Here is a 24970-nt window from a genome sequence, read left to right as displayed (position 1 = left end):
GTTTGTAGCAAAACCCCTTTTTTTATGATTGACTCTTCCCTGAGCCCCTGGGTTCGTGTTTTAACAAATCTCCTTATACGCTTCGGGACTTGGTATGCCGGCGCCATAGTCTATGGCGTGTTCATTGTTGCCGCACTGATCTTCAGCGCCATGTATTATTATGTCGCTACCGGCGAAATCATGTTGCTGGATGTTTTGGCCGTGGTATTTTTTACCGCCGTGGCAGCACCCTTAGTGATCATGGTGGTGCTGCAATCCATCACGCAATTACAAGACTCGCAAAAATACTTAGAGACGGCGACCAAGCAAGAAAAGCTGCTCAACCAATCATTAAAAGACAATATTCGCCTCCTGAACACAGAGATCGATGAGCGGAAAATGGCCCTTAATGCCAAATATCGTGCAATTGATGAACTGCGTCGGGAAATTGCCGAGCGCAAGAAAACCCAGGTCGAGTTGGCGCAGCAGGGCATGTTACTGCGCTCCATCGTCGACTCCTCTCCCGACCTTTTCTATTACCGTGATCGCCAAGGTTGTTTGCTGGCTGCAACAAGATGTTTGAAAAGGTGATGGACCGTAGTTCTGATCAGCTTATCGGCATGAAGGCCGAAGATATCTATCCGGCACAATTATTACCGGCGGTGCTTAAAACCGATCGTCAGGTCGAGTCCTCGCACGAGGCCGTGACCGTGGATGTGCAATATCCGGTGGATGGCGAACAAAGGTGGTTTGAGATGCGCAAGCTGCCGTTTATCAATGATAAGGGTGAATATATAGGCCTATTGGCTTTCGGTCGTGATATCACCAGTCGTAAAGAAGCCGAGCAGGCCCTTGAAACAGCCTTTAAGGACAAGGGTAAATTTATTGCTACCTTGTCCCATGAACTACGCACTCCACTCAATGGCATAGTGGGTTTAACCCGTATGCTGCTTGATACCGAGCTTAGTAAACAACAGCGCAGCTGGTGTAATACGGTCTTTTCCAGCGCCGAGACTTTGGGCAATATTTTCAACGATATTATTGACCTGGATAAAATTGACCGGGAGCAACTGGATATAGTGACCGAGCCGGTCAGTGTCGCCGACTTTATCAATGATGTGGTTAACTTTGGTGCCTTAATTGCCGCGCAAAAAGAGCTGTCATTCGATATAGAGCGCGTGGGTGAACTCCATGTATATGCGCAAATTGACCCGACGCGTTTGCGCCAGGTGCTTTGGAACCTGATTAATAACGCCGTTAAGTTTACCACCGAGGGCGGGGTTGCCTTGAGCTGTGAACATCAGCAACAGGGCGATAATCATAGCCTGATCTTGACCGTGCGCGACTCAGGCATTGGCATTCCCGATGACCAGCTTAGCCATATTTTTGATATGTATTACAAGGCTCCGGATGCCAGCGGCGCTAATGCCATAGGTTCGGGGATTGGCCTGGCGGTGACCAAGGCTCTGGTGAGTGCCATGGGTGGTGATATTCAGGTGAACTCATGCCCAGGCGAGGGCAGCAGCTTTACCGTGAGTATTCCTTTGCAATTGACTTCTGCTCCGGTAGTCGAGAGCTATGAGTGTAAGAGCCTTAATATCCTGCTGGTTGAAGACGTGCCGCTCAACGCCGAAATCGCTACTAACCTGCTGGAGCAGCGCGGCCATGAGGTGATCTGGGCGGAAACCGGTGAAGATGCGCTGGCCTTTGTGGAAACCGAGGATGATCTCGACCTGGTGTTGCTGGATATGCAGTTACCTGATATCAACGGCGATGTGGTGGCCAGGGAAATTCGCGAACAAAGCGAGTTCGACCATCTTCCCATAGTGGTGCTCACCGCCAATGTGCGCAGTGCCGAAGAAGAGCTGCGCGGCATTAATATACAAGGTGCACTGGCCAAGCCCATCAACACCACCAAGCTCGACAATATGCTTTCACAGCTGTTTGGGATAGGCGAGGGATGCATGCAACAGGTAGCGGCGGAGCGTTTGGTGCATCAACAAACTCTAGCGCCAACACTTAAGCTTGATGAGCGCTTGCTCGACCAGGAAATTATCAGTGAGTTTATTGACTCCATGGGAGTTACGGCGTTTTCACGCAGTGTTGCCCTGTTTGCCAAGCTTGCTCCCGGCTATCAGCAAGAACTGCTTGTTAGCGTGGCTGACGACGTTGAAGAGTATAAATCCGTGGCTCATAAGATTAAGGGGGCGGCTGGCTCTGTGGGTCTAAAAGCGGTGCAGTTGCAGGCCAAGAAGATGGAAAACCAGTGTCTTGAGGTTGAGCTGGAGTTGCGCCAAAGCTGGCTGGATGAGTTAGACGGGCAAATAAAAGAAGGGCTCGAGGCCCTTCAGTCATTCTTATCTAGTTTGGCAGATGATTAGTTATCAATCTTGCCGATGAAGCGGTAGCCTTCACCATGAATCGTGCTGATAAGCTCAGGTGTGCCGCTGTCGCTTTCGAAGTGCTTACGAATTCGGCGAATGGTTACATCCACGGTACGGTCATTGGCACGTAATTCACGGCCAGTCATATGCTTAATTAACTGTTCACGGCTAAAAATACGACCCGGTGAATCAAGCATCAGACGTAGGGCACGGTATTCACCCTTAGGTAGGCGCTTAGATTCGCCTGCAGGTGAAGTAAGGCAGCGACTGTTTTCGTCTAGCTCCCAACCGTTAAAGTTTACAACGCCATCTGAATCTAGCGCCGGATCGTCCTTGCTCGCCGCGGTGCGAGAAATAAGGTTACGGGCGCGAATGGTTAACTCGCGAGGATTGAATGGCTTGGTAATATAGTCATCAGCGCCAATTTCTAAGCCTAGAATACGGTCGACATCGTTGTCACGACCGGTCAAGAAAATAAGGCCAACATTACGCTTCTGGCGTAACTCGCGCGCGAGGATCAGGCCGTTTTTACCTGGTAAGTTGATATCCATAACAACCAGGTTAATATCGTCATTGGTGGTGAGTTTGTCATGCATATCATCACCATCAATGGCTTCAATCACTTTGTAGCCTTCAGCTTCAAATAAGCTAACGAGGTTTAGACGAGTAACATCTTCATCCTCAACGATCAGAATGACTGGCGTTTGCATTGTTTATTAACCTTTTCGGAATAAAATATTTACATAAAGACGGAAAATAGGAACTTTCCGAATACTTGCGATTATAGGAGTATATCTAAATGTTAACAAGTAAAAACAATTTGGATAAAATTTAGACGTACTCAAGATTCTAGCTGAATATTTACACTAATTTTTCAGCCGACCTTCGTTGTTGACATACAATCGAATTTGCTCACTCATTATTCACCAAGCTAAGGCTTTGGTATGAGTGAAAAACTCAAAATCGACCTTTAATAGATAATAAATTCAAGGGTGAATTTTGAGCCAAGGAGATAGTATATCATTCTCTTTTTTACCTTCAAAGCATGGGATGGCTGTTATGTGAAAAAGTTCCTTCATTTTTATACTTTTAGGTGTTTTTTTACGTTTGATAACGCTTTTTTACGTATTTTTCGACTTTTGTTGCGTTTAGTTAAACAAAAAAACACCCATGCTGCCCCCGTGTGATCATTATCAATAAGATGATTAATTTGTAAGCAAGAGAATGAGTGAGGAGAGAAGTACCCTTATGTTCAAAACAGGTGTTAAAGACATAGCTCCGGCATCACTTGATGTCTACCTTGATGCTTATACGCAGGCCCATTTTGTTTTTGCCCAGCGCTTGCCCAAAGCGACAAGTGGCTGTGTTATTACCGCCTCTAATCCCTATGGGCGGCAAGTAGGAATACGTAAAAACCGTCATCAACTGGGTTTGTTGATTGATGCTGTTAGGCATCATGGTCATAGCCTGGGCTTTGGTGGCGACAAGCGCATGCAATATCGTGAGGCCAGTGTATTTGTACGCTGCAATCCCAAATTGGGGTGGGGTTATTTGCGGCGCTTTCAGCAAAATGGTGTGTATCTTGTGCGTCGAGGAGTGTTGTATTTATTGTTGGCGGATGGCCGGGAGCTTAAGTTAGGTTGTACGCTAGCAAGTAGAATACGAAAACGCCCTGGTTTGCCGCGGCTAAACAGGGCGCAAGTACTTTAGCGGTTTTGATACACGGCAAAACGTTTGGTTTTCGCCAAGGTACCATGATGCTTAAAGTGCGTTTGCAGTTGCTCTGGGTAAGCCAGGAAACTATTGGCCACCAGGGTTAGCTCGCCACCTCGGTTTAAATGATCCTTGGCGGCGGCAAAGAAGCGTTCGGTGATCTTATAATCGGTTTTTAAGCCGGTATGGAAAGGTGGGTTGCTAATGATCAGATCAAAGCGCTTATCCACTTCACTTAAGCCGTCACTCAGTAACACTGCACCATCTACATCATTAGCGGCAAAGGTTTGCGCCGTGGCATAGCCGGCCAGGGCGTTAACGTCGAGTCCGGTAACCTTGACCTTAGGGTTTCGCTTGGCACAGAAGCTGGCAATAATGCCGGCGCCGCAGCCAAAGTCCAGTAAGCTTTTGGCTTTTGGATAAGCGGGGAGGCTATCTAGCAGCAGGGCGGTGCCGTCGTCCAATTGCCCATGGTTAAAAACCCCAGGCAGGCTGACGACCTTGCACTCTATGCTTTGCCCGGCGATATCTCGGGTTAGCGTAAAGGTTTTATGGTAACGGCTAATATCAAACTCGGTTAGCAGGTCGATATCCGTATATTGATATAGCTGGCAATGCTTGGCCGAGTCAAGCTTATGACCTTGAGCCAGATCTTTCAGCTGTTTCTCGATAGACTTAACGCCACCTTTTTTCTCGCCTACGACTAAAAGTCTGGCATCGGCATTGATGCTGGCACGAATATTATCCAGTGTCATCAGGGCTTCGGCCTTGGCCTTAGGGTAGTAGTAGATCACCAGATCAAACTTTTGCTCCGGCAACTGATGAGACACTAAAGTAGTGACATTGGCGCCGCTTAGTTGGTTTTTTGCAAACTGGCCGTCGGCAAAATTGTAACTAAACAGGCAAATATTTGCGTGCGGGTTCAGGGCTCGCAATTGGTGAGCGAAACCATCGCAGTTAAAGTTAACCACTAGAATTGAGTCGGCGCTCAATAGCTCATCACTGCGCAGCAACAGCTGCGATGGATTACTCAACTGCATCTTATTTCACGCGCTCGAACATAAGATCCCATACTCCGTGACCAAGACGGTGACCGCGTTGTTCAAACTTGGTAAGGGGACGTGAGTCTGGGCGCGGCATATAGTCATTGGTAGGCGACTGGTTAGCGTAGTTTTCGCTTGCCTGCATTACTTCAAGCATGTGCTCGGCGTAATTTTCCCAGTCGGTGGCCATATGGAAAACACCACCTATTTTTAATTTGCTGCGTAGGCTCTCGACAAACTCAGGCTGTACTATGCGACGCTTATGGTGACGCTTTTTATGCCAAGGATCCGGGAAGAACAGCTGTACCTTGGCCAGTGAACAGTCGGCGATACAATCTGCCAGCACTTCTACGGCATCGTGTTCGAATACGCGCAGGTTAGTAACTTCCTGGGCATCGGCATCCATTAAACAAGCACCCACGCCAGGGCGGTGTACTTCAATGCCGATAAAGTTGCTGTTTGGGTCGTTCTTGGCCATTTCGACCAATGATTTACCCATGCCAAAACCGATTTCCAGCACAACCGGGTTGTCGTTGCCAAATACCTTGGTGAAATCAAGTAGGCCGTTTTTATGCTCTAGGCCCATGCTTGGCCAACACTTTTCTAATGATGCTGCCTGACCTTTGGTTAAGCGGCCTTCACGTTTTACAAAGCTGCGCACCTTGCGAATGTATTTGCCTTCGCGCTCGGCTTGCGCAAGAGCCTGTTGTGTTGATTCACTCATGATAGTGACAGTCCTAATGAAAATGGGTGCGTATTATCCCCACTTGCGTGCTTAAGTACAAGTCGGTGGCTATTGATATTTATCGACACAATTATAGACTGGGCGCAATTTAAAAAAGCAAAGAGTAATGTAGTGGAATTATCTCAAGAAATGCGAACCTGGTTCGCCGAGCAGATTGTCGATTGGTACGACTTATGTGGGCGTAAAACCTTGCCTTGGCAATTAGCAAAAACGCCTTATAAGGTTTGGGTTTCGGAGATCATGCTACAACAAACCCAGGTAGCCACAGTGATCCCCTACTTTAATCGCTTTATGGCACGCTTTGCCACAATAGAGCAGCTGGCCGCGGCCGATGAGGACGAGGTGCTGCATCATTGGACCGGGCTGGGTTATTACGCCCGAGCCCGTAATCTGCATAAAACCGCTAAGCTGATTTGTGCCGAGCATAAGGGTGAGTTTCCTAAAACCCTGGAGCAGGTGATGGCACTGCCTGGGATTGGTCGCTCCACCGCCGGCGCCATTTTAAGCCTGTCGCGAGGGGAGCATCACCCCATTTTGGACGGTAACGTTAAACGTGTGTTGGCTCGCTGCTTTATGGTTGAGGGCTGGTATGGGGTTAAAAAGGTTGAAAATCAGCTGTGGCAGCTTAGTGAACAGCTGACTCCTAAAGATGGTGTAACTCAGTTTAATCAGGCCATGATGGATTTGGGCTCAAGTCTCTGCTCTCGCAGCAAGTTTGATTGCGAACCTTGCCCGCTTAAAAGCCGCTGCCTGGCGTTTACACATAATAAGGTAGGTGAGTTTCCTCACTCTAAGCCGAAAAAACAGGTACCGAAGAAGAGCTGTACCATGCTTATTCCCGTTATCAATGGGCAGACCTATATGGAGAAAAGGCCCAATAGCGGGATTTGGGGCGGACTGCATTGCTTTTTAGAATTTGCCGATAAGGATCAGGCGCAGCAATATGTGGCACAGCAAGGGTGGCAAGGCCGGGCCCATGAACTTGAGTCATTTACCCATATATTCTCCCATTTTCAGCTGAATATTAATCCTATGGTAGTGCAATTGGATAAGGTACCGGCAGCCCTGGCCGATGGTGGTCTTCTGGATTATGACCTAGAGGATGAACCTCAGGTTGGTCTCGCAGCCCCGACCAAGAAGTTGCTGAAGCAACTAAAGCGTCACTTGGCAGATGCGAGCACTAGTGCATTAGGGTAAACTAACATACAAATATAAGCAGATGCGTAGGTGAGGATTAATATGGCACGCACAGTATTTTGCCAAAAATTGCAAAAAGAAGCTCCAGGACTGGATTATCAGTTATACCCGGGCGAAGTGGGCGAGAAAATCTTTAATAATATTTCCAAAGAGGCCTGGTCTCAGTGGCAGCAAAAGCAAACCATGCTGATCAACGAGAAGCACCTTAATATGATGGAGCCTGAGCATCGTACTTTCCTTGAGGAGCAGATGGTGGGCTTCCTTTTCGAGGGTAAAGAAGTCGAAATCGAAGGTTACAGACCTCCTGAAAAATAAGCGATTTGCTGGGATTTTCGGCAAAAAATCCCAGTTTGCATGAATTGTGTGCAAACGAATTGTTTATTTTAAAAAATGGTTGACTTGATACCCTAAAAACCGTTTAATACGCCGCACGCCCAGATAGCTCAGTCGGTAGAGCAGGGGATTGAAAATCCCCGTGTCGGTGGTTCGATTCCGCCTCTGGGCACCAATATTTGGTGTTTTTGATTTAATCGAGAATACGCACACTTTTGTGTGCCTGCTTAGCTCAGTTGGTAGAGCAACTGACTTGTAATCAGTAGGTCGCCAGTTCGACTCCGGCAGCAGGCACCATTTATATTTGCCCAGATAGCTCAGTTGGGCGAAACGAAACCGAAGCACAGCTTCGCAGTTCGTTGAGGTGGAGTCAGGATGACGACAGGACCTCGCTTCATGGATGAATTTAGAGCACAAGAAACTAATTCTTGCCCAGATAGCTCAGTCGGTAGAGCAGGGGATTGAAAATCCCCGTGTCGGTGGTTCGATTCCGCCTCTGGGCACCATTATTAAATGTGGTGCTAAACAGCACCATTTTTATTGCCCAGATAGCTCAGTCGGTAGAGCAGGGGATTGAAAATCCCCGTGTCGGTGGTTCGATTCCGCCTCTGGGCACCACTAATAAACAAACCCTGATCAGCAATGGTCGGGGTTTTTTATTGCCTGAAATTTAGTGGCTCAGGCGCAATCTCACGCTTTTTATTGTCGGTGGTTCGATGGTGAACTACCTCCCTGTAGTTCACCGCTTATCCAAGGCTAAGCGGCCAGCCGCCGCTGGCTAAAATTGTTCCGGACAATTTTATCCGCCTCTGGGCACCACTAATAAACAAACCCTGATCAGCAATGGTCGGGGTTTTTTATTGCCTATCGTTTGGTGGCCCAGGCGTAATCTCACGCTTTCTATTTTCGGTGGTTCGATGGTGAACTACCTCCCTGTAGTTCACCGCTTATCCAAGGCTAAGCGGCCAGCCGCCGCTGGCTAAAATTGTTCCTGACAATTTTATCCGCCTCTGGGACCACTAATAAACAAACCCAGATCAGCAATGGTCGGGGTTTTTTATTGCCTGAAATAACCTTACGGATATAAAAAAGGCGGCCCTTAGGCCGCCTTATAACTAATTAGCTAATTAAGATCAGTAAATTTTACCTTCGGCGTCATCCTTTAACGGGGCTACGCGTGAGGGCGTGGCTTTCGCGCTTACCAGCGGCTCGCTTGCCATGGCCAATAGGGTTACCGACTTATAAATAGATTCAAAATCCAAGTTTGCCAGCTCGTCTTTCGGTGTATGGTAGTGGTTGTTATTGGCCATATCCGTTGAACTAAAGCTATGTGCGGGTACGCCCATGCCCGCTAATGAGGCATTATCGGAGCGGTAAAATAAATTCAGCTTAGGATAGGGGTTGGCCTGAATATGATTTTCTTCGGGCAGGCTTTGGTTTAACAGGGTTTGTAAGTCAGACTTGTCAGCTCCCGTCATCCACAGCTTACCGCTGCCAAATGGAGAGGGTTTACCGATCATTTCGATGTTGATCATGGCGGCAATCGCATCCGGGTTTTGCGTCTTTGCAAAGTGTTTTGAGCCGATCAAACCCATCTCTTCCGCGGTGAAGGCGGCAAACATCAGGGTGCGCTCATTATCACCAAGGTGGGCATAATGCTGCGCCAGATTCAACATGGCGCCCGTGCCAGAGGCGTTGTCGTTGGCACCGTTATAAATGGTATCCTGCTCTTCGCTCGCTTCTTGCTGATGGTCATGTTGATCGCCTTTGCTTTCGCCCAGGTGATCATAGTGGGCGCTAAAAAGTACCATGTCGGTGTCTTTGCGCTTACCGGGTAACACGCCAACAACATTGGTTAGTTGCTGCGTCTTAACCTCATTGACTACTTTAACGTCCAGATCTTTTACTTCACCCTGATGGTCTAGCACCAAGACCATGGCACCTTGGTCTTTAAGCTCCAGCTTGGTCAGGCCATTATTAAAATAGTTTTGATAACGGCTGAAGACTTCTTCGTGAGCTTTATCAATAAGAACCAGGTGATTACCACCTTGTTGGTTTAATTTGCGCAGTTGTTCACGAAGATCAGCGTCGGCGGAGATATGAGTGATAATCAGCTCATGAGTTTGTTGCCAAGAAAAGCCGGCAGACTGAGATACAGTAGCGACTCGTTCTGCTGCGATTAGCTGGCCATCTAGCGCGACCGATACGGACTTGGGAATCACTGAGTGCAGATTGAATTGCTGTTTAAAACTTTGGGTACCCGGCATGGGTTGCAAACCTATGCTGGTAAAACGCTCGACTATGTAGTCGGCGGCAACGTCAATTTCCTTAGAGAAGCTTTTGCGGCCTTTGAGGTCGTCGCTGGCCAGGTAGCTGATATCCTGCTGCAGCTGTGCTCGTTCAAAATACAGAGCATTATTGGTTGAACTACAAGCGGTTAGTGTTGCCGCGGCAATTAGACTAAGTAGCGGGAGCTTAGTTTTCATTTTTGATTCCCATAAAATTACGTAAAAATAACAAGCACAGCACGCCTAGGCACTCCTTGCTCGGATTTCAGTGTAATAAAAAAGCAATAATGAAAAAAGCTCAGTGGTCGATATCGCCCAAGGGGATAGTAAAGCATATTTGCCACAGGTGTAAGTAAGCACTTACCTTGCTAGTGAGAAAGCAAGGTAAGAGTGAGAGCTAAGGGTGCGGTTGCTTATCCTACCCAGTGCACCAGCCAGGGATAATAAAGTGGTACCAAAAGCGGTGTGAGTATGGCGCTTAATGCCATGGCTGCTGAGGCATAGGCAGCACTTAACTCGTTATCTGCGATGGCGGTTGCCGTACCTATGGCATGACAGGCACCGCCCAAGGCCAGGCCCTGGGCACTGCGCTCCTTGATGCCAAACAGGCGCAACAGGTTAAAGCCGACGATGGCGCCGACTACGCCAATAAGGATCACCATGGAGGCGGCTATGCTGCCGATGCCGCCCAGTTGTTCGGTCACTAACAGGGTGATGGGTGTGGTCACCGAAAGGCTGGCTAAGGATGCCTTTAGTTGCTGTGGGGCATTAAGTAAGGTGGCAATAACATAGGCACTGCTGGTTGCCATAATAACACCCACGGCTACGGCGATAAGGATCAGCAGCAGTTGCTTTTTAAGCTGATGTATTTGTTTATACAAGGGCACCGCCAGTGCTACCACGGCCAGTTCCAAGAGGTAATTAAAGGGAGACGTGGCGCGGCTGTAGCCGGGCAGATCAAGGTCAAACAGCAGCAGGCATAAAACGGACGCAATTATGGTCCATAAGACAGGGTTTAACAGCGGTGAGTTCACTTTAGCGTGGAGCTGGCGTAAACACAGAAAAGCGATAATGGTCAAAGGTAGCGCCAGCCACATCATGATGTGCCCCTTAGCCTTTGCATTAAAAAGCCTATACTGATTAAGCCCAGCGCCGGTACCAAAAACAAACAAAGCAAAAGCACCAACCAGTGCTCGCTAATAAGCGGGCTATGTTCTACCACCTTGGCGGCGGCGGGCACGAAAAACAGCGGCATAAAATTAAGCAAGGGTTGTGTGCCCGGCAGCAACCAGTGCAACTTTATTAGCCCAAGCTGCAGGGTTAAAAACAGCGCCAACATGGCGCTGAGCGGTGCCGGGAAGGTGAGCGCCAAGTGGTCACTCACTAAATGTGCAACAACGAGAAAGGCGCTTAAAATGGCCCAGCTTCTCAGTAGCTGCAAAGCCGTTTTGGCATGCTTACCAAGAGCGGCGGTGTTGATAGTCATATTGTTTATCACTGCTGGCGTTTTTAACGGCGATACGGGTATTTTTACACATAAGCAGGCGCACCTGCGACCAGGTTTCTTTTGCTAATTGGCGCCTGTGACCTTGGCGGTAAGCACTGGTGGTCAGACGCTTAATGGCGGCCATAGCATCTGGGGAGCGTTCGATGATATCAGCGATCAGCACCTCTGCCGCGGCCATGGGGTTTTCCTCTATGGCAGAGATAAGCCCGATTTCGCGCGCCTGAACTGCATCAATCGGCTGTGCCGTCAGCGCCAGGCGTTGATAGTCATCGGCTTTAAGCAGGCTTGGAATAATCAAGCTGGCGCCCATATCCGGACACAAGCCCCAGCGTGCCTCCATAATGGCAAAGCTGGCATCCTTACTGGCAATGCGAAAGTCTGCGCCAAGAGCGATTTGCAAGCCGCCGCCCCAACAGCGCCCTTGCGTCAGGGCTATTACTGGCACATTTAATTCTTGCCAGCCTAAGGTTACGCGCTGCGCCAGGTTCTGATTGCCCGGCAGCCATTTAAACAGTAGCGACGCTACCTGACGCGGCTTGGCCATCACACCTTTAACATCCAGGCCGCTACAAAAATCCTGGCCTTGGGCATCCAGAATTACAGCGCGTATATCCTTACGCTTTTTAATGGTTTTTATGACCTTATCAAGCTGTTTAAACATCTCATAATTCAAGGCATTACGCTTTTGCGGCCGTGCTAGGGTGACATGGGCTATTTGTTCTTTAAAGCTGAGCGTTATCATTATTATCTCCTCTGACCACTAGCAATGTAACGCAAAGGGTTTGCCCTGTCATTTTGTTATGCAACTTCATTGATAGTATGTAATTTATTCAACAATAAGTTTGTTTACATGGTATTTATATAATCTAAGGATAAATACAGTAAGTCACAAATTAGTCTATATTTTCAAAGAACTGAGAAGCGCTATTGAGGTCGACTTGATGTAATCTCCGCGGGGATTAATTGCGCGCTTATCATTATTAGCTATCAAGGAGAGGGAGTATGCTCGGCGTACCTTCGAATAAAAGTTCATTTACAAAGAAGATCTTAGCCGTGGCGCTTACGGGTGCTACGTTAACACTGGTCCAAGGGTGCTCAGAAAAACCCGTCGCCAATCAGAACGCCCCTGCTCCCGCAGTATCGGTCTATGATGTTCAAGTAGAGGAAATTGGTCAATATCGTGAATTTGTGGCTCGCACCGAGGCATTTCAGGAAGCCAGTATTCAGGCGCGGGTGTCTGGGGAGCTGATTGAACGCACCTTTATTGAGGGTTCTCAAGTTGAAAAAGGGCAGTTGCTGTTAAAGATTGATCCTTCCGAATACCGTGCCAGCGTCAGTGAACTTGAGGCTACCTTGCGCAGCAATAAGGCCATTGCCGACAGGGCAGAGCGCGATCTTAAGCGTGGTCGTGAAATTGCCTCCGATGGCTTTATCTCTGCCGCCGACTTAGACAAGTTAGAAACCAACTACAATCAGGCGCTTGCTGCCGTTAAGGCCAGTGAAGCCGGATTGGAAAAGGCGAGGTTGAACCTGGGCTATACCGAAATTCAAGCGCCTTTTAGCGGCATGATAGGTAAGGTAAATTACGATGTTGGTAATATCGTTGGCCCTAACTCCGGCTCGTTAGCCGAGTTGACCGATATCGACCCTATCTACGTTAACTTCCAGGTTGAGGAAGCGGATTACATTACCTATCAACAGCAGCAACAGCAAAAGAACGCAGATCCCAGTAAGGTGCAATTAGATCTGGCCCTGCGTTTACCAAACAATACGGATTTTGCGCAAAACGGTGAGCTCGACTTTGCCGACACCAAAATTGATCGCAGCACGGGCACGGTGGAACTGCGTGCCAAGTTTGACAACCCGGACGGCATAGTGATGCCTGGGTTGTTTGTGACCCTGATTGTAGAAAGTAAAGAGAAGCAAAAGCAGGCCCTGGTGCCGCAAGCGGCGGTGCAGGTGAATCAGCAGGGTAACTTTGTGCTGGTGGTTAAAGAAGATAATACCGTGGCGCAGCGCTTGGTGAAATTGGGCCGTCGCATCGATGCCATGTGGGTTGTTGACTCGGGCCTTGAGCAAGGCGAGCGAGTGATAGTTGAAGGCTTACAAAAGGTGCGCTCAGGTATTAGCGTGCAGCCGGTGCCAAAGCAGATAGACAAAAAAACCGGTACCCTTAGCGACAAACAATAAGAGAGTCTCCAATGATCAGTAAGACGTTTATTTATAGACCGAAATTGGCTTTGGTGATCTCCATTGTGATCACCTTAGCCGGGCTTATTGCCATGACCCAATTGCCGGTCAACATGTACCCGCAAATTACCCCGCCCCAGGTTCAGGTGTCGGCTTTTTACGCTGGTGCCAGCGCCCAAACCATAGAAGAAACCGTGATCCGGCCCATTGAAGAAAAGATCAATGGCGTTGAAGGCATGATGTATATCGAGTCCACCTCCAGCAATAATGGCTCGGCCACCATAACCGTGTATTTTGAGGTGGGTACGGATACCGATATGGCTCAGGTGAATGTGCAAAACCGGGTCTCCCTAGCCGAACCTTTCTTGCCGCAAGAAGTACGCCGCCAGGGCGTGTCGGTGAAAAAAATGTCGAGCAACATGTTGATGGGTGTGAGTCTGTACTCAGACAATCCGGATATGGACTCCAGCTTCTTAAGTAACTATGCCACTAACTATCTGACCGAGCCGCTCAGTCGTATTCCAGGCGTGGCAGAGGCTAGTGTCATGGGTGATTTGACTTACTCCATGCGGGTCTGGTTAAGGCCGGATAAAATGGCCTCTCTTGGGGTCACGGTTGTAGAAGTGAAAACCGCCCTAGAAGAACAAAATACCCTGGTGGCCGCCGGTAAACTCGGTGCTTCCCCGGCGCTTCCGAATCAGCAATTTGAATATGCTATTCAAGCACAGGGGCGTTTTATAACGCCGCAGGAATTCGGTGAAACTATTATTCGCTCCAACCTAGATGGCGATTTTGTTCGCTTAAAGGATATTGCCCGCGTTGAGCGTGGCGCCAAAAGCTATGCCGGTACGGCCAAGTTGAATCAACAAGACACCGGCTTTATAGTTATTTATCAGCTTAGCGACGCCAATGCGACTGAGGTTGCCGAAAAGGTTAAAGCGCGGATGGAGGAGCTGTCAAAGCAGTTCCCCGACGGGCTTGAATATAAAATCCCTTATGACACCACCAAGTTTATCAACCGCTCTATAGAAGAAGTTAAAGTGACTCTGTTCCAGGCGGTAGGCCTGGTGATCTTAGTGGTCTTCTTATTCTTGCAAAATTGGCGCGCAACCCTGGTTCCCACCCTGGCTATTCCGGTTTCACTGATCGGCACCTTTGCCGCCATGTTGGCCATGGGTTTTTCCATTAACCTGATCACCCTGTTTGGTTTGGTACTGGCCATAGGTATAGTGGTGGATGATGCCATTATCGTTATCGAAAACGTTGAGCGTATTTTACGAGAAGAAAAGCTGCCGATTAAGGATGCGGTTTTTAAGGCCATGTCTCAGGTGGGCGGGCCCATTATCGCCACCACCTTAGTATTGCTGGCGGTGTTTGTGCCTGTCGGCTTTATGCCGGGGATCACGGGTGAGCTATATAAGCAGTTTTCTGTGACCATCTCCTTTGCGGTACTGATTTCATCGGTAAACGCGCTGACCCTGAGTCCGGCCCTTTGTACCTTGTTGCTCAGTGCCGAGAAAATGAAACCGATTAAATGGCTGCGTCCATTTGAAAATGTGATCACCAGCTCGACCAAGGGCTATACAGGTATTATCGGCTTTTTACTTAAGCGTGCCGGTCGTATCGGTATTATCGTTGTAGTGCTGTTTGTGGCCACCGGCTGGTTGGCGAAAAACGTGCCTACCGGTTTTGTGCCACCGGAAGATCAGGGTTTCGTATTTGTCGATATCCAGCTTCCGGATGCGGCGGCCTTAGGGCGTACCGATGCCGTGGTGCAAAAAATAGGTGACATCATAGCGCAAGATCCGGCGACCGCAGACTTTGTTGGCGTATCGGGCTTCTCACTCTTGGGTGGTGCCGGCTCTAACAACGCTCTGGGCATTGTGGTGCTTAAAGACTGGGAAGAGCGCACCACAGCAGAATTATCAATCAACCAGGTTATTAGCCGTTTGCAGGGGCAATTATGGGCGCTGCCCGATGCTCAGGCCATGGTCTTTAACGTGCCACCTATCCCGGGCCTGGGCGCCAGCTCCGGCTTTGAATATCGCCTGCTTGACTCCGAAGGGCGTGACGCGGCCGAGCTGGCCGGGGTGATGAATGGCTTGATTTACGAGGCGAATTCACGCCCTGAGCTGCAAAGCGTATTCAGTACCTTCCGCGCCAATTCGCCGCAATACTTCCTGGAGGTAGACCGTAACAAGGCCAAGGCGCAAGGGATCACTTTAGGTAATATCTTCCTTACCTTGCAGGCTCAGCTGGGCTCCTTGTATATCAACGACTTTAACCAATTTGGTCGTACCTATCAGGTGAATATCCAGGCTGAGGCCGAGTATCGCGCCAAGCCAGAGGACTTGCAGTACTACTATGTGCGTAATAACCAAGGGGATATGGTGCCGCTGACCACGGTTGCCACCTTGCGACCTATACTTGGCCCAACCAGCATGAATCACTTTAATCTGTATCGCAGCGTGAGCGTCACAGGTAACGCCGCTCCTGGTTATTCCACCGGTGATGCCATTAAGGTGATGCAGGAACTCTCTGCCGAGTTGCCTGACGGTTATGTGTTCGACTGGGCGGGGCAGACTCGTCAGGAGATCATGGCCGGGGATTTGGCCGGTGTCTTGTTTGCTTTGGCCGTGCTGTTCGTGTTCTTGTTCCTGGTGGCTCAATATGAAAGCTGGACCATACCCTTTTCGGTTATTGCCGCGGTCCCGCTGGCGATTTTCGGTTCCATGAGCACCCTCTATATGCTCGGCATGACCAATAATATTTATGCTCAGGTAGGCTTTGTACTATTGATAGGTATGTCGACCAAAACCGCGATTCTGATCGTTGAGTTTGCCATGGAGCAAAGAGCCGCCGGTAAGACTATTTTCGAAGCCGCGAAAATTGCCGCCGAGCAGCGTTTTCGCGCCGTACTTATGACCGCCTTGTCGTTTGTACTTGGGGTGCTGCCTTTGGTATTGGCGACCGGTGCTGGTGCCGCCAGTCGGGTGTCTCTGGGTGTCACTGTAATGTCAGGGATGATAGCGGCGACCGTACTGGGTACCTTATTGGTTCCGCTCTTCTACACCTATGTGCAGAATATGCGTGAGGGGGTTAAGCGTAAGCTCGGCATAGACCCGAACCCCCAAGAATAAAAAATATCAACAAGCCGGGAATTTCCCGGCTTTTTATTGGTCCTATGCACATTGCCCATAACTTTTGTTATTATCGGCACAAACAAGAGTAAATAAAGAAGCCAGCATGTCCGGACCCAGATTATTTAGCGCCGAAGAGATCACTCACCACGCGTATGAAGTGTTTTTAGAGCTCGCTCCCGAACATTTGAGCGAACAGGATATTGATGACTTTAATGCTCACAGAGAAGAGCTGGGTTTTATTGAAGAAAGTGAACCAAGCGCGGACTGGCAGAGCATAGTGGCAATGGAAATCGAGCCAGAATTTTACAGTGAAGTGACCATAGGTCTGGAGCTGGAAAATGAAGATATCGTTTTTGCCCGGGTGTTGATCAGCCGAGATCAGGATGCCCCTTTTTGTCACGTTATTTGGAAAGAGTAAGTAGTTAGTATGCGGTTTTTGGTAGTCCTCCTTGGTTGTTGTAGTTTGAGTTGTTGGGCGGTGGATCCGTTTGAAGACTTTCACGAATACGGACAATTAACGGATGCCGAAATCCATGAAATACATCAGGGCGAAATGTTCTACGGCGATGCCGAGTTTGGCTTTATCGTCACCAGGGGCAACACCGACTCAACCAGTTTTAAACTGCGTGCCAACGTCTATCAGGACTTCACCCATTGGCGAAACCAGTTTAAATTCGACTCCCTTTATCGTCGCGATGTCGACAGCGAAACCGGTGAAGAAACCATCTCAGCACAGCGCTTTTTTGTCTCCGGGCAATCCAACTATAAGGTGGGCAGTGAAGACGCCTCTTTATTTTTGTACGGCGATTATGAAGATGATGAATTCTCTGGCCTGGATTTTAAGGCTACGGTGGCAACCGGGTACGGCAATCGTCTGTATCGCGGCGTAAAAAATACCGTGGATTTTGATATAGGTCCCGGACTTTATGTGTCTAAGGTTGACCTTGATGAGGCTGAAGGCGAGGAAGAGGCTGAGCAAAACGATGGCGATGTGACCGGCTATCTGTTGCGCCTTGCCCTGCAGTGGGAGCGTAAGGTGTCGAAACGCACCCGCTTTAATCAGTTTATAAGTGCCGAGCAATCCCTGTCTGGGTTAAACTCACGGTTAAAGTCGGAAACCTCCTTAATTAGCCAGATTATGGGTCAGCTTTCGCTAAAGTTTGCCTACTTGTATCGCTATAACTCCAAGCCAGAGACGTTAAAACACACCTATGACTCCGAGCTAAGCGCCACCTTTGTCTACAGTTTTGACTAAAAGAGTTTAATTTCTATGTATCAGCATAAACAATATGCCTGGGCTATTTTGGCCCTAATCTTGTGGATCGGCACCTTTGTCGGTATGGCGTTCTACCTAATGGGCAGCGATGGCCCCATGCTCATGTTTGCGGCAATACTGGCAGTCTGTGCCTTTTTATTTCATGGCCTGACGGTACGAGTGGATGAACAAGGGGTGGAATGGTTTTTTGGTCCGGGAGTTGGCAAAAAGCGTTTGGCCTTTAGTGAAATTAAATCCGTGGCCGTAGTCAGTAACTCGTTTCGTCATGGTATCGGTATTCGCATTACCCATGATGGCTGGGTCTACAGTGCCAATGGCTTTGCCGCTGTGGCTATTGAGTTAGAGGACGGGACCTTTTATCGGGTTGGCAGCAATGAGGCCGAGCACCTGGCCGAAGCCATCAACAAGCATTTGTCTGGGTATTTGCCGGAGCCTTCGCCGGAACCTTCGCCAGAGCCTTCGCCGAAGCAGTCGCCTAGCCAAGAAGCATAAAAAAAGGACGCATCAGCGTCCTTTTTCGCTTACAAAAAAGCTTTCTTAGTGATCGTGGCCGCAGCCGCCAGCACCATGGGCATGACCATGGGCCAATTCTTCGGCGGTCGCATCGCGTACATCAACTACTTCGACGTCGAACTTCAACGCAATACCGGCTAGCGGGTGGTTACCGTCGACAATCACATCTTCACCCTGAATATCAACGATGATCACGGTTTGCTCGCCGTCATCCGTGGTGGCACGAAACTGCATGCCAACCTCAATATCCATGCCTTCGAACATGGCCTTAGGTACCGCCTGCATTAGTTGCTCATGACGTTCACCGTAGCCGTCTTTTGGCTCAACTTCGACGCTAAAGGTGTCGCCAGCCTGTTTACCTTGAAGCGCTTGCTCCAGGCCAGGGATCAAAAAGCCGGTACCTACGATAAATACCAGTGGCTCGCCATCAAAGGTGTTGTCTATGGTGTTGTCCGCTTTGTCGACCACACTGTAGTGCATAGTAACGACTTTGTTGTCAGCTATATTCATAATGTATTCCAGATCAATCTTCTGTCAGTGAGTAAGGCAAAGGTGCAATGGTGAACAGCACCTGTGGAGCGTGTTTTGCGCGAAGCTGAACATCTTGCTCAGTATCATTTGGCAACACGGCAAGGCCAAAAAGTTCGCCATTGGCGCTGGCTTGGGCGATTAAGCTACCGGCACGACGCCAGTTATCGCCAACCTGGCGCTCTAAGTCGAGTGGGTTTTGCTCTGCATCTAGCTCGGGGGCTAAGATGCCCTCATGCTCAGCTCGTAGTACAAACATGGCACGCTTGTTTTTACCCAGGTACTTCATACGCGCCACGGTTTCCTGACCTGTGTAACAGCCCTTGTTAAAGCTGATACCACCTAGGGCCTGCAGGTTAACCATTTGCGGCACATAGGCATCGATAGCTTCGGCATTCAGGCTTGGCTCGCCAGCTTTAATTTGTGCGCAGGCAAACTCGCCGCCTTGTTGCGGCTCGGGCAGAACGCTGTTATCGCCAATAAAGAGGGCGCGTTGGTCGTCCAATAGTAGCACTAGGTTTTCTTGCCATTGATGGGCATTGCCGCTGATGTCGATATTTAACTGGCTGGCCAACTCCGCCTTGGGCGCTATCACTCCCAATATCTGCGCGTCGAGCAGTTCGATCTCGACCTTGCTAAATACCGCGTATTTTTTTAACTCGGCAAGAGCAAATTGTGCTTCGGTGTTTGAGCAAATAAGCACATAGCCTTGCTGATACTGGCTAATGCGAAAACAGGCCCACAGCTTGCCTTTGGCATTACACTGACCGGCCCAGCGCCAGGTGTTGGCGTCTATATCGATGACGTCTTGCGTCAACTGACCTTGCAGGTAAGACTTGGCATCATCACCATGAACATAAATGGCGGTGTTTTCGGTAACATAAACCGACAAAGTGGACATGCATGACTCCTTTAGTGCACGAGCAATTACTGTGCTTAGTGTAACTTAAGCACCTCTTTGATGACAGCGCCTTAGCGTAAAATAGCTGTGAGCCGGGGGAGATTTTGTTACACTGCTGGGCAGCAGACTATTGAGAGGAAAACCATGGCGAATTTAGATAGTAAGGCGCGTTTACGTTGGGCATGTCGTCGCGGCATGTTGGAGCTGGATGTATTGTTTATGCCATTTGTCGAGCAGGGCTATGATGCCTTAAATGACGAAGACAAGGCGGTGTTTCAACGTTTGCTGGAGGCGGATGATCCGGATCTGTTCGCTTGGTTTATGGGCCATGAGCAATGTAAGGACCCTGAGCTGGCGCGTCTGGTTAAGATCATCCTCGACCGCGTCCGTGTATAGCGGCGCCTTCTCAAACAATATCCCACAACACCGCCCGGTTATGGCGGTGTTTGTTTTTGTCTATGCGCTCTTGTTATTGGCGCACCCGCAATGGCTTTGGGCGCTGTGCAGTGCCTTAATTCTGGCCTTAGGTTATTGCCATTTTTGGTTTCGTTTTCGTCGCTGTTGGCCACATCAGGGCAATGTGCTGATCCAAGGACAACGTGCCGAAGTGCATCAAGCTAATGCTTCTGTTAGCGGCAGGCTGTTGGCTCAATCCCGGGTTTATCCGGGCTTAATTCATTTGCAGCTGCAAGACGATATGGGCGGGAAACGTCATCATGTCTTTATTGCCGCCAGGGCGATGACGCCCGAACACTTTCGTGAGTGTGCCCGGGCGGTGCAATTGGCGCTTAGTCAGCCCCAGGTTTGAGCTCGGTAATATGAGCTTCGGGTAGGTGCTCTGGATAATCCAGGGTGTAGTGCAGGCCACGGCTTTCTTTGCGCGCCAGGGCACTGCGGATGATTAGCTCAGCTACCTGCACCAGGTTGCGCAGCTCCAGCAAATCATTGCTGATGCGGAAGTTGGCATAATATTCGTAAATTTCCTGCTGCAGTAATTCTACCCGGCGCAGAGCTCGCTCCAGGCGTTTGGTGGAGCGCACTATGCCGACGTAATCCCACATAAAGAGGCGCAGTTCATGCCAGTTGTGGGTGATCACTACTTCTTCATCCGAGTCACTTACCCGGCTGTCATCCCATTGTGGCAAGGCCGTGGGCTCATACGGCAAATTCAGCTTGGCGACTATGTCCTTGGCTGCCGCATGGGCAAAGACGATACATTCTAATAATGAGTTGCTGGCCATACGGTTGGCGCCATGCAGCCCGGTGTAGGCGACTTCGCCGATGGCGTAAAGGTTGTCTAAATCCGTTTTGCCGTTAAAGTCGGTCATCACTCCACCACAGGTGTAATGGGCCGCTGGCACTACGGGAATAGCTTCCTTGGTAATATCTATCCCTACACTTAAGCACTTGGCATAAATGGTGGGGAAGTGTTCGATAATAAATTCTTTGTCGCGATGGGAAATATCCAGGTAGACGCAATTAGCGCCCAGGCGCTTCATCTCAAAGTCGATGGCCCGAGCCACTACGTCACGCGGCGCCAGTTCGGCGCGCTCATCAAATTCCGGCATAAAGCGGGTACCATCCGGGCGCAGTAGATAAGCGCCTTCGCCACGCATCGCCTCGGTGATCAAAAAGTTTTGCAACTTAGGATGATACAGGCTGGTGGGGTGGAACTGGTTGAACTCCATATTGGCAACGCGACAACCGGCCCGCCAAGCCATGGCAATACCATCGCCGCTGGCCACATCCGGGTTGGAGGTATAGAGGTAAACTTTACTGGCGCCGCCGGTAGCCAAAGCCACAAAGCGGGCGCTGATGATCTCGACCCGTTCCTTGGCGCGGTTAAATACGTAAAGGCCATGACAATGCTTGCCTTCTTTGCCGAGCTTGGCATCTGTGATCAGGTCGATGGCGTTGTAGTTTTCCAACAGCGTAATATTGGGGTGAGCCAATACGCGCTCAATGAGGGTGGTTTGCACCGCGCGGCCGGTGGCATCGGCAGCATGCAAAATACGGCGATGGCTGTGGCCGCCTTCACGGGTTAGGTGATAGCGCTCATGACCCTTGTCATCGGTTTCCATATCGAAGGGCACACCCTGCTCAATCAACCAGCGCATACAGGTTTTGGCATTGGAGGCCGTGTAGTGCACCGCCTCGCGGGAGCACAGACCATCGCCGGCGGTGAGGGTGTCTTCAACATGGGATTCAATACTGTCGTTTTTCTTATCGAATACCGCCGCAATACCGCCTTGGGCGTACAGGGTGGAGCCCTCGTTAAGAGCGCCTTTACTGAGTACGGTTACTTGACAATGGTTGGCGAGAGAAAGCGCCAAAGACAGGCCAGCGGCACCGCTGCCGATGATAGCAACGTCGCTGTGATGTTGTTTATTCGGGTTCATGTTATAGTGTTGAGCCGAGGTTTATATTACCTATTATGTTGCCTCTATATGTATCATATTTGCCGCCTGGGCACGACTGAAGTTAACTAAGAACAGAAAAAAAATGCAGTTATTGCGAACTTTTTCATTTCGACCCAGTCAGACTGAGTGTATTTGGTAGCTTGGATACAAGATAAAAGCAAAATAACGCAGAGGAGTACCGGCTCGAATGAGCGAGCAGGATTTGGATTTAGCGCTGGTAAGAAAGGTTCAACAGGGAGATAAAAATGCTTATAACCTGTTGGTCGCCAAATATCAGAACAAAGTAGCAGGATTGATATCGCGTTATGTTGCCAACCAAGGTGACATTGCAGATGTAGCTCAAGAAGCCTTTATTAAGGCGTATAGGGCGCTGCCTAATTTTAGGGGCGACAGCGCGTTTTATACTTGGCTATATCGTATTGCCGTGAACTGTGCAAAGAACTATTTGGTTGCACAGGGGCGCAGGCCGCCGGCAAATGATGTCGATGCTGATGATGCTGAGTTTTATGAAGGTGCAGATTCACTGCGTAGTAATGCCAGCCCAGAAAATTTGCTGTTAAGTGACGAGGTCAGAGACGTCATTTTTGCCACCATTGATAAGCTACCTGAAGATTTGAAAACAGCCATCACTTTACGAGAACTTGAAGGGATGAGCTATGAGGAAATCGCCGCGGTAATGGATTGCCCAGTGGGCACGGTGCGTTCACGTATATTCCGTGCTCGTGAAGCGATAGATAACAAGTTAACTCCGTTAATAGGTGAGTCGTAATTATGACTAAAGCAAAGTGTAGTGAGCAGGACAAAGCCTTTATTTCTGCCTTGGTGGACAATGAAGCCAGTGTCGATACGCTTAACGTTGCTGATGTAGATACAGATACATTGGCTCGTTACAGCCTGATTGGCAATGTGATGCGCTCCGAAACAGCACCTAGCATCCAGTTAGATATAGCCGCGCAGGTAGCCCAACAACTTGAACAAGAACCGGTTCATGCGCAATTCGGCCAAGAGTTTGAGTCAAGCAGGGAAGCACAACCCCAACAGGATAACGTCATCCGCGGTACCTGGTGGCGTGGTATTACGCAAACTGCCATTGCCGCAAGCGTGGCCGTGGTTGCGGTACTGGGCGTCCAGCAATATGGTGCGACGGGCAATGGTGCCGATGAACTACCGCCCTTGCAGTCTAACCCATTTATTGGTGCGGCCTCACCGGTGAGTTATTCTTCGGAGCCGGCGCTTGAAAATGCCGAACGTGGTTTACGTGAATTACAACATCAGCGCATTGGCGCCCTGGTATTAGAGCATCAGCGTCAGACCCGTGAAGCCGCGCATTTAGCGAACACGGCAAACAAAGATGAGCAAGAACAACAGGAACAATAATAGTTAATGAAGTACCTTTATGTTGTGCTAGTGAGCCTGTGGCTGTTCCCGGCCCAGGCTATGTCGGAGATGACCGCCAAGCAGTGGCTGGACAATATGGCCACCGCGGTTAAACAGCGCAACTTCGTCGCCTCATTTGTGGTGGTGAAAGACCGCGCCATGGAGCCTTACCGCTGGAGTCACGGTATTCATGAAGGGCAGGAACTGGAATTACTGACCTTGCTTAATGGTGCCGGCCTGGAAATGGTGCGCGTTGACGATCGTGTTACCTATTACGAACCCCAAGCTCAACCTTATTCGGTAAAAACCTCGGCGATCAGCGGTCCCATCCCGGAAGTGCTGTTTGGCGACGTGGAACAACTGGCACAAAACTATAATTTCGTGCTTGGTAACAAGGGCCGTATTGCCGGTCGTCCAGCACAGCTATTGCGCATTGAAGCCAAAGACCAGGACAAATACAGCTACTGGGTCTGGCTTGATACCGAAACCTCATTACTGCTTAAGTCCGCCTATGTGAACAATCAGGGTGAATTTTTAGAGCAACTGCAACTGAGTCATATCAATGTCTCGGAAACCCCGGCTCCGGAGTTACTTGAGATCAGCCGTCGTGAATTCCCGGCCCCCTTGCCTCGTAATGAAGAGGCACGAGACCAGGGCAGTTGGCAAATAGGCTGGTTGCCTCAGGGCTTTGAACTACTTAAATCAGATCGCCATAAACTCAATTTAAACAATGAGTTGGCAGATTATTATTTGTATTCCGATGGCTTGGTTGAAGTCTCGGTATTTGTGCAGCGGCCTTTGGCCGGGCAACGTCCGAGCGGCTCGTTAACCTCGGGTGCCACCACCATTTATATCCATAACGCCGGCGCCTTCGATGTCTCGGTGATAGGTAATATCCCCGTCGCTACGGCAAAAAATATAGCCGAGTCAGTACAGCGACCTCTGTAGTTAAGCCCATGATTGAACAAGTTCTTACCGTGGTCGCCGTCAAGGGCGACACCGCGTTTTTACAAGCCGAGCCTAAGCCGGCTTGTGCCGGTTGTAATGGCAAGTGCGGCTCGCAAGTGTTCGCCAAGCTGTTCGGCACAGACAAAAAGCGTTTTCCCTATCAATTTTCCGAGCCTGTGAGCGTGGGCCAAAAGGTTAAACTGGCCCTTGATGACTCGCACATAGTGATGAGTTCATTTGTCGTTTATATCTGGCCGCTGTTATTCGCTTTGGTGACGGCGGTGCTGGCGCAGGCTGTTTTCGGTGTTAGTGAAGGGCTGCAAATAGGCGCCGCATTTGTTGCTGGGGTTGCTGGTTTTATCCTTGCTAAACATAGGCTTAAGCGTGTTGTTCATGATGTGAAAGTGATAAAGATTTACCCTCTTAGCCTGCCAGTATCGCAAAGAGATGGTGATTAGCGTCAATTACAGGTAAAATTGGCCCTT

General features: G+C 49.5%; 24 protein-coding genes, 4 tRNA genes and 1 pseudogene. 19 read left to right on the top strand and 10 right to left on the bottom strand.

All coding sequences use genetic code 11. The features are described from left to right. Positions 1-24: 24 nt before the first annotated feature. Positions 25-2360, top strand: a pseudogene (arcB, locus tag C2M35_RS01660) (aerobic respiration two-component sensor histidine kinase ArcB). On the opposite strand, the gene arcA reads toward arcB, so the two are convergent. After that, on the bottom strand, positions 2357-3073 hold the full coding sequence (gene arcA, locus C2M35_RS01655) for a two-component system response regulator ArcA (protein ID WP_105200771.1): 717 nt from the start codon (positions 3071-3073) through the stop codon (positions 2357-2359). The pseudogene arcB and the gene arcA sit on opposite strands and share 4 nt — an antisense overlap. A gap of 538 nt (positions 3074-3611) precedes the next feature. On the opposite strand from arcA, the gene C2M35_RS01650 reads away from it, so the two are divergent. Then, the gene (locus tag C2M35_RS01650; protein WP_105264466.1) at positions 3612-4073 is read left to right on the top strand and encodes a DUF3293 domain-containing protein; all 462 of its coding nucleotides are present in this window, start codon (positions 3612-3614) and stop codon (positions 4071-4073) included. On the opposite strand, the gene C2M35_RS01645 is transcribed toward C2M35_RS01650, so the two are convergent. Together C2M35_RS01645 and trmB are read right to left on the bottom strand one after the other, a co-directional pair. Then, complete coding sequence (locus C2M35_RS01645; protein WP_105264465.1) at positions 4070-5116, bottom strand: methyltransferase; 1047 nt, start codon at positions 5114-5116, stop codon at positions 4070-4072. The two genes, C2M35_RS01650 and C2M35_RS01645, sit on opposite strands and share 4 nt — an antisense overlap. Before the next feature lies 1 nt (position 5117). After that, the gene (trmB, locus tag C2M35_RS01640) at positions 5118-5843 is read right to left on the bottom strand and encodes a tRNA (guanosine(46)-N7)-methyltransferase TrmB (protein ID WP_105264464.1); all 726 of its coding nucleotides are present in this window, start codon (positions 5841-5843) and stop codon (positions 5118-5120) included. Between the two features lie 150 nt (positions 5844-5993). Here trmB and mutY point away from each other — a divergent pair, with 150 nt between their 5' ends. The 6 genes from mutY to C2M35_RS01610 all read left to right on the top strand — a co-directional run bounded on the left by mutY (position 5994) and on the right by C2M35_RS01610 (position 8012). Then, positions 5994-7061: an A/G-specific adenine glycosylase gene (gene mutY, locus C2M35_RS01635; protein ID WP_105200864.1), complete on the top strand. Its 1068-nt coding sequence runs from the start codon at positions 5994-5996 to the stop codon at positions 7059-7061. Between the two features lie 42 nt (positions 7062-7103). Continuing rightward, complete coding sequence (locus tag C2M35_RS01630; RefSeq protein ID WP_105200767.1) at positions 7104-7376, top strand: oxidative damage protection protein; 273 nt, start codon at positions 7104-7106, stop codon at positions 7374-7376. A gap of 117 nt (positions 7377-7493) precedes the next feature. Then, positions 7494-7569, top strand: a tRNA-Phe gene (locus C2M35_RS01625). A gap of 46 nt (positions 7570-7615) precedes the next feature. Next, positions 7616-7691, top strand: a tRNA-Thr gene (locus C2M35_RS01620). 133 nt (positions 7692-7824) lie between these two features. Next, positions 7825-7900 (top strand) — tRNA-Phe (locus C2M35_RS01615). 36 nt (positions 7901-7936) lie between these two features. Next, a tRNA-Phe gene (locus C2M35_RS01610) sits at positions 7937-8012 on the top strand. Positions 8013-8527: 515 nt separating this feature from the next. Here the strand turns inward: C2M35_RS01610 and C2M35_RS01605 are convergent. The 4 genes from C2M35_RS01605 to C2M35_RS01590 form a co-directional block, all read right to left on the bottom strand. Beyond that, the gene (locus C2M35_RS01605) at positions 8528-9880 is read right to left on the bottom strand and encodes a M28 family metallopeptidase (protein ID WP_105264463.1); all 1353 of its coding nucleotides are present in this window, start codon (positions 9878-9880) and stop codon (positions 8528-8530) included. 215 nt (positions 9881-10095) lie between these two features. Then, positions 10096-10782 (bottom strand): LrgB family protein, encoded by a 687-nt coding sequence (locus C2M35_RS01600; protein WP_105200765.1) that lies wholly within the window; start codon positions 10780-10782, stop codon positions 10096-10098. After that, positions 10779-11168, bottom strand: coding sequence for a CidA/LrgA family protein (locus tag C2M35_RS01595; RefSeq protein ID WP_105200764.1), 390 nt, complete (start codon positions 11166-11168; stop codon positions 10779-10781). The genes C2M35_RS01600 and C2M35_RS01595 overlap by 4 nt, the downstream gene beginning before the upstream one ends. Next, entirely contained in the window at positions 11140-11931 is a 792-nt protein-coding gene (locus tag C2M35_RS01590) for a crotonase/enoyl-CoA hydratase family protein (RefSeq protein ID WP_105200763.1), read from the bottom strand. The genes C2M35_RS01595 and C2M35_RS01590 overlap by 29 nt, the downstream gene beginning before the upstream one ends. A gap of 260 nt (positions 11932-12191) precedes the next feature. On the opposite strand from C2M35_RS01590, the gene C2M35_RS01585 reads away from it, so the two are divergent. The 5 genes from C2M35_RS01585 to C2M35_RS01565 all read left to right on the top strand — a co-directional run bounded on the left by C2M35_RS01585 (position 12192) and on the right by C2M35_RS01565 (position 18290). Next, positions 12192-13379, top strand: a complete 1188-nt coding sequence (locus tag C2M35_RS01585; protein ID WP_105200762.1) for an efflux RND transporter periplasmic adaptor subunit — start codon at positions 12192-12194, stop codon at positions 13377-13379. Positions 13380-13390: 11 nt separating this feature from the next. Continuing rightward, a complete protein-coding gene (locus C2M35_RS01580; RefSeq protein WP_105264462.1) occupies positions 13391-16519 on the top strand; it encodes an efflux RND transporter permease subunit in 3129 nt (1042 codons plus the stop codon). A gap of 106 nt (positions 16520-16625) precedes the next feature. Beyond that, complete coding sequence (locus tag C2M35_RS01575) at positions 16626-16940, top strand: HI1450 family dsDNA-mimic protein (RefSeq protein WP_105200761.1); 315 nt, start codon at positions 16626-16628, stop codon at positions 16938-16940. 9 nt (positions 16941-16949) lie between these two features. After that, complete coding sequence (locus tag C2M35_RS01570; protein ID WP_105264461.1) at positions 16950-17777, top strand: DUF481 domain-containing protein; 828 nt, start codon at positions 16950-16952, stop codon at positions 17775-17777. A 15-nt stretch (positions 17778-17792) separates the two neighbouring features. After that, complete coding sequence (locus C2M35_RS01565) at positions 17793-18290, top strand: hypothetical protein (RefSeq protein WP_234000004.1); 498 nt, start codon at positions 17793-17795, stop codon at positions 18288-18290. 45 nt (positions 18291-18335) lie between these two features. Here C2M35_RS01565 and C2M35_RS01560 read toward each other — a convergent pair whose 3' ends face one another. Together C2M35_RS01560 and ygfZ are read right to left on the bottom strand one after the other, a co-directional pair. Further along, positions 18336-18821, bottom strand: a complete 486-nt coding sequence (locus C2M35_RS01560; protein WP_105200759.1) for an FKBP-type peptidyl-prolyl cis-trans isomerase — start codon at positions 18819-18821, stop codon at positions 18336-18338. 13 nt (positions 18822-18834) lie between these two features. Continuing rightward, positions 18835-19740, bottom strand: a complete 906-nt coding sequence (gene ygfZ, locus C2M35_RS01555) for a CAF17-like 4Fe-4S cluster assembly/insertion protein YgfZ (protein WP_105264460.1) — start codon at positions 19738-19740, stop codon at positions 18835-18837. A 144-nt stretch (positions 19741-19884) separates the two neighbouring features. Here ygfZ and C2M35_RS01550 point away from each other — a divergent pair, with 144 nt between their 5' ends. Both C2M35_RS01550 and C2M35_RS01545 read left to right on the top strand, forming a co-directional pair. Further along, complete coding sequence (locus tag C2M35_RS01550; RefSeq protein ID WP_105213710.1) at positions 19885-20136, top strand: FAD assembly factor SdhE; 252 nt, start codon at positions 19885-19887, stop codon at positions 20134-20136. Continuing rightward, complete coding sequence (locus C2M35_RS01545) at positions 20069-20548, top strand: protein YgfX (protein ID WP_158677890.1); 480 nt, start codon at positions 20069-20071, stop codon at positions 20546-20548. Before C2M35_RS01550 ends, C2M35_RS01545 begins: the two co-directional genes overlap by 68 nt. Here C2M35_RS01545 and nadB read toward each other — a convergent pair. Then, positions 20529-22139: an L-aspartate oxidase gene (gene nadB / locus C2M35_RS01540; RefSeq protein WP_105200755.1), complete on the bottom strand. Its 1611-nt coding sequence runs from the start codon at positions 22137-22139 to the stop codon at positions 20529-20531. The two genes, C2M35_RS01545 and nadB, sit on opposite strands and share 20 nt — an antisense overlap. A 208-nt stretch (positions 22140-22347) precedes the next feature. Here nadB and rpoE point away from each other — a divergent pair, with 208 nt between their 5' ends. From rpoE to C2M35_RS01520, 4 genes are read left to right on the top strand one after another with little or no spacing between them, the layout of a single operon-like run. Next, positions 22348-22929: an RNA polymerase sigma factor RpoE gene (rpoE, locus tag C2M35_RS01535; RefSeq protein ID WP_105200754.1), complete on the top strand. Its 582-nt coding sequence runs from the start codon at positions 22348-22350 to the stop codon at positions 22927-22929. Positions 22930-22931: 2 nt separating this feature from the next. Then, positions 22932-23537, top strand: coding sequence for a sigma-E factor negative regulatory protein (locus tag C2M35_RS01530; protein ID WP_105213708.1), 606 nt, complete (start codon positions 22932-22934; stop codon positions 23535-23537). A gap of 6 nt (positions 23538-23543) precedes the next feature. Further along, complete coding sequence (locus C2M35_RS01525) at positions 23544-24485, top strand: MucB/RseB C-terminal domain-containing protein (protein ID WP_105258554.1); 942 nt, start codon at positions 23544-23546, stop codon at positions 24483-24485. Between the two features lie 8 nt (positions 24486-24493). Next, positions 24494-24943: a SoxR reducing system RseC family protein gene (locus C2M35_RS01520; protein WP_105264458.1), complete on the top strand. Its 450-nt coding sequence runs from the start codon at positions 24494-24496 to the stop codon at positions 24941-24943. The last annotated feature ends 27 nt before the right edge of the window (positions 24944-24970 follow it).

Origin of the sequence: Pseudoalteromonas sp. T1lg76 (assembly GCF_002964725.1) — a bacterium.
In the GTDB taxonomy this organism is placed as follows: Bacteria; Pseudomonadota; Gammaproteobacteria; order Enterobacterales; family Alteromonadaceae; genus Pseudoalteromonas.
Note: the sequence above shows the minus strand (reverse complement) of the source record. Positions and strands in the feature narration are given on the sequence as shown.